Source organism: Gluconobacter vitians (assembly GCF_015244565.1).
GTDB classification, from domain to species: Bacteria; Pseudomonadota; Alphaproteobacteria; order Acetobacterales; family Acetobacteraceae; genus Gluconobacter; species Gluconobacter vitians.
Genome location: NZ_JABCQG010000054.1, coordinates 1 through 3,583 on the forward strand (window position 1 = coordinate 1; position 3,583 = coordinate 3,583).

The 3,583-nt window shown below is 47.9% G+C and carries 3 protein-coding genes and 1 pseudogene; 1 reads left to right on the forward strand and 3 read right to left on the reverse strand.

All coding sequences use genetic code 11. From position 1 onward, the window contains the following. The first annotated feature begins 335 nt into the window (after positions 1–335). The gene (locus HKD24_RS14830; RefSeq protein ID WP_194260939.1) at positions 336–1,556 is read left to right on the forward strand and encodes a polysaccharide biosynthesis/export family protein; all 1,221 of its coding nucleotides are present in this window, start codon (positions 336–338) and stop codon (positions 1,554–1,556) included. A 19-nt stretch (positions 1,557–1,575) separates the two neighbouring features. On the opposite strand, the gene HKD24_RS14835 is transcribed toward HKD24_RS14830, so the two are convergent. The 3 genes and pseudogenes from HKD24_RS14835 to HKD24_RS14845 all read right to left on the reverse strand — a co-directional run. Beyond that, positions 1,576–2,226 carry an ABC transporter ATP-binding protein gene (locus HKD24_RS14835; protein ID WP_194260940.1) on the reverse strand — a complete coding sequence of 217 codons (651 nt, stop codon included), beginning with the start codon at positions 2,224–2,226 and terminating at the stop codon, positions 1,576–1,578. A gap of 12 nt (positions 2,227–2,238) precedes the next feature. Beyond that, complete coding sequence (locus HKD24_RS14840; RefSeq protein ID WP_228124483.1) at positions 2,239–3,435, reverse strand: capsule biosynthesis protein; 1,197 nt, start codon at positions 3,433–3,435, stop codon at positions 2,239–2,241. Between the two features lie 47 nt (positions 3,436–3,482). Continuing rightward, a pseudogene (locus tag HKD24_RS14845) lies at positions 3,483–3,583 on the reverse strand (IS5-like element ISMex42 family transposase); the annotation flags it as partial.

The window sequence follows — 3,583 nt, forward strand, 5'->3', positions numbered from 1 at the left end:
CTCAAAACGCAAAGTGAAAGCCAGATCCAAAAACCATCAAAGCAGCCTAATGAGCCTCAAAATCAGGTCACAGGAACTTCAATGACGGTTCTTCAATCCCTCCACCTCTTCTGGAAGGAGGAGGAGACGCATCGCTACGAACGAAAGCCTATGATATTGAGGCAATCACCAACGTGATACGCAGATTAGATCAAGACGATGCTTTATGTGAGAACCTCAGAGCAGCTGGATATCAACAGGCAACCCGATTCAGCATGCCATCCTACCAGAGGTGTTTCATCGAAATGTATCGTATAATTCTCTCATCCGCTCAGAACTGAAAGATTTGACCTTTGATGTGCCTTGGACATCTCAAATGTGCTCGCCGCCGTAAAAATTCAGTGCAAACATTTTTAGCCTGCCTGAGCAGTCTGGGAGCTTTAACTCTCAGCGGGTGTAATACCCTGCCCGACAGCGGCCCTACAGAAAGCAAGGTGCTAGAGGCTGCGCGGTCGCAACAGCTTAATCCACTCGGATTCCATATTATATCGGTAACACCTCAGGTGGCAGGTATCCTGTCCGCTGAAATCCCCCCCCTGATTTCAAGCCTTGATATAGCGTCCTCATCCTCATCTCGGAACGACCGAATTGGGGCAGGCGATGTTCTGACAATTACCATTTTTGAGTTAGGAAGTGGCCTTTTTGCTCCTACAGGGGGCCAGGCTATTCCCGGTGTTGCGCCAGGTCCTTCTGCGAATGTGACCAACCAGAATCTTCCTCCTACGCAGGTGGAAACAGATGGCACTATTAATATTCCATATGTCGGGCGACTGCATGCCGCCGGATTGACGCCGCAAGCACTTGCAGAAATTATCCGGGGCAATCTGAGTGGAAAATCCCAAAACCCACAGGTCATGGTGCGCATATCAAGCGATATCGCTAATACGGTAATCGTTTCAGGCGAAGTTCACCACCCAGGACGAGTTGTCTTGAGTACAGCTCAAGAACATTTATCGGATGTTGTCGCCATAGCAGGAGGGGCCGTTTATCCTCCAGAAGACTCTCATGTCGAACTGGTACGCGGCGACAAAGTTGGGGCAACAGATTTAGGTACACTGGAATCTTTCCCACAAGAAGATATCCATGCCCATCCCGGAGACCGAATTCACGTTATTTATCAACCCCGCACCTACACCGTCTTCGGCGCAGCAGGGACGCAAGCCACGGAAACTCCTTTTAAATCCCCACATGTTTCTCTTGCAGAAGCACTGGCACGCGTTGGTGGACCGAACGATAATAGGGCTGATCCAAATGCAGCCTTTCTTTTTCGTTTTGAAGATCCCGTTGCAGCGAAACAGCTTGGTCTCGATACGCCTCCTACACCCCAAGGAATACCAGTCGTCTACCAGATCGACATGATGAACCCGAGCAGCTATTTCCTTGCTCAGCGCATTCCTATGAAAACAAAAGATGTTTTGCTGATAGCTAATGCAAAGACGAACAAATTTTACAAATTTGACCAGCTAATAAGTACGCTGATCAGTCCTGCAATTACCGCAGCTTACGTAGCCCACTAAGGGATACATGAGGCCCTTCTTAAAGGGCCTCATATGCGGAAATGGCCGCGCTGATGTCTTCATTATATTGAGTGAAGGTACCATTCGCGATAAGCGCTGCGCGGTTACACGTGTCGCGCATAAAACCCATATCGTGAGATACAAGAATCATAGCCCGGTCTTTGCGTTTTACGAAAAGTTCTTCCTGACAACGCTTATGAAAACGTGCGTCTCCGACCATGATAACCTCATCAATCAGATAACAGTCAAATTCAATCACAATTGAAAGTGCAAACGCCAAACGTGCACGCATACCCGAGGAATAGGTTTTAACGGGCTCAGCAATTTGTGCCCCGAGTTCTGCGAAGTCGTCGACATATGCCCGAGTAACTGAGTAATCCAAGCCATAAATTCTACAGATAAATCGTAGATTATCTAAGCCACTCAGACTTCCCTGAAACGCCCCGCCAAATGCCAGCGGCCAAGAGATCGACATTGTCCGTTCAATGCGACCGCTCGTCATAGGTTCAACACCGCCTATGAGGCGAATAAGCGTAGATTTTCCAGCACCATTCCGGCCGAGCACTCCAAGCTTCTCGCCTGGAGCAAGCTGGAAATTTACCTTATTCAGAATCCTGCGACGCCCATGCGCGGACGGATAATCCTTAGTAACATCTATGCAACGTAACACGGTCTAATCACCTCAGGTGAGCTTATGCTCTCGCGCGCCACTGATCAGTAATACGATCATCAGATACACACTGAATGTTGCAGCAAACACCACGGCAATATTAGAAAGTGCGTGTGGATAAGCAGCATAATCTGGCAAATTAGGCTGTGTAATCTCATCAAGATAAAGAAGCTGACGATCGGCTTGAAGCTTAGCAGCTGCTACAGCAGTATCGGCAGCAGCAACTTCTTTTTCAAGGAGAGTTCTCTGGAAAACCAGCTCTTCATACCCGCTGATCTTGGGAACAAAAGATGTATCCGAACCAGTTATTTTAGTCTCCGTATTTTTGATTTCTGCTTCCAAAGCAACAATACGGCGTTTATGTACCTCTATCAGAGGGCTTTTCGGGGTAGAGCGCTGTAATTGCGCAAGCTCAAGCTGCGTCGTAATCAACATAGTTTGAAGGCTGGCGATATCCTTCAAAACAGGTTGAGACTGCTGCGCTGGATTAAGCATCGCAATTTCGTTGCGATATGAATCAATCTTCTTGTTGACGACAGATAACTTCTCCAGCGTCGCATGAAGCTCATGGGATGACGCCGCAATCGTATTGGCTCGCTGCCGAGTGTTCATGTCATTAACCAAGTTTTCTGCCGAGTCCAGAAGAGCCTTGGCTAATCTTTGAGAATCATTCGCATTGAATGTTCGAACCTGGAGGATTGATACACCTGTTGTGGTATCCAGTTCTGATACAACATGTTTTTTATAATATTTGTAAAAATGCTCAAACGTGTGCCCAGAATAGAAATTTGGAAACCGCGCTAACGCATCAGCAATAGGTGTATCGTAAACACTCTTTAAATTTTGCGTCCGCATCAGAAGCTGCGCAGCATCACGTGACGTTACATATGTTTGAACAGCATATGTATCTTCACTCGCCCCTCCGCCACTGCCCTCCAGCAAACCTGCCAACATCATATTCGGCTGGTTATTCTGTCCTCGTACGACGAACTCGGCCTCTGAGACATATTGAGGTGTCGCTAAGAAGGCATAATACGCAGCTGCCAACAAAGTGGGCAGAATAACGCCACCGCAAAGCCCAAGATTACCGCGTACCCAAGCATTAATACGCGGCATCCTGCTCTGAGCAAGACGTATGTGATTTACGGAAGGGGTATCGTCAACGGGCACCTGATTCATGACACTACGCCTTGCCTGAAACTGATGCATCAGGCAACTCTCCAAGAAATAAATAAGTTTGAAAAGTCTAGGGCCTGTTAGCACTTGATCCAGTCTGCAGCAGCAGCGATGTGTATGACGGCAAGGAATGACGCCGCTGTTTTTTCGTATCTGGTCGCGACTGCACGCCACTCCTTGA

Bases quoted from the DNA above. Each gene is read 5' to 3' on its own strand.
- HKD24_RS14830 (WP_194260939.1), top strand. From the start codon at position 336: ATGTGCCTTGGACATCTCAAATGTGCTCGCCGCCGTAAAAATTCAGTG.
- HKD24_RS14840 (WP_228124483.1), bottom strand. From the start codon at position 3,435: ATGCATCAGTTTCAGGCAAGGCGTAGTGTCATGAATCAGGTGCCCGTT.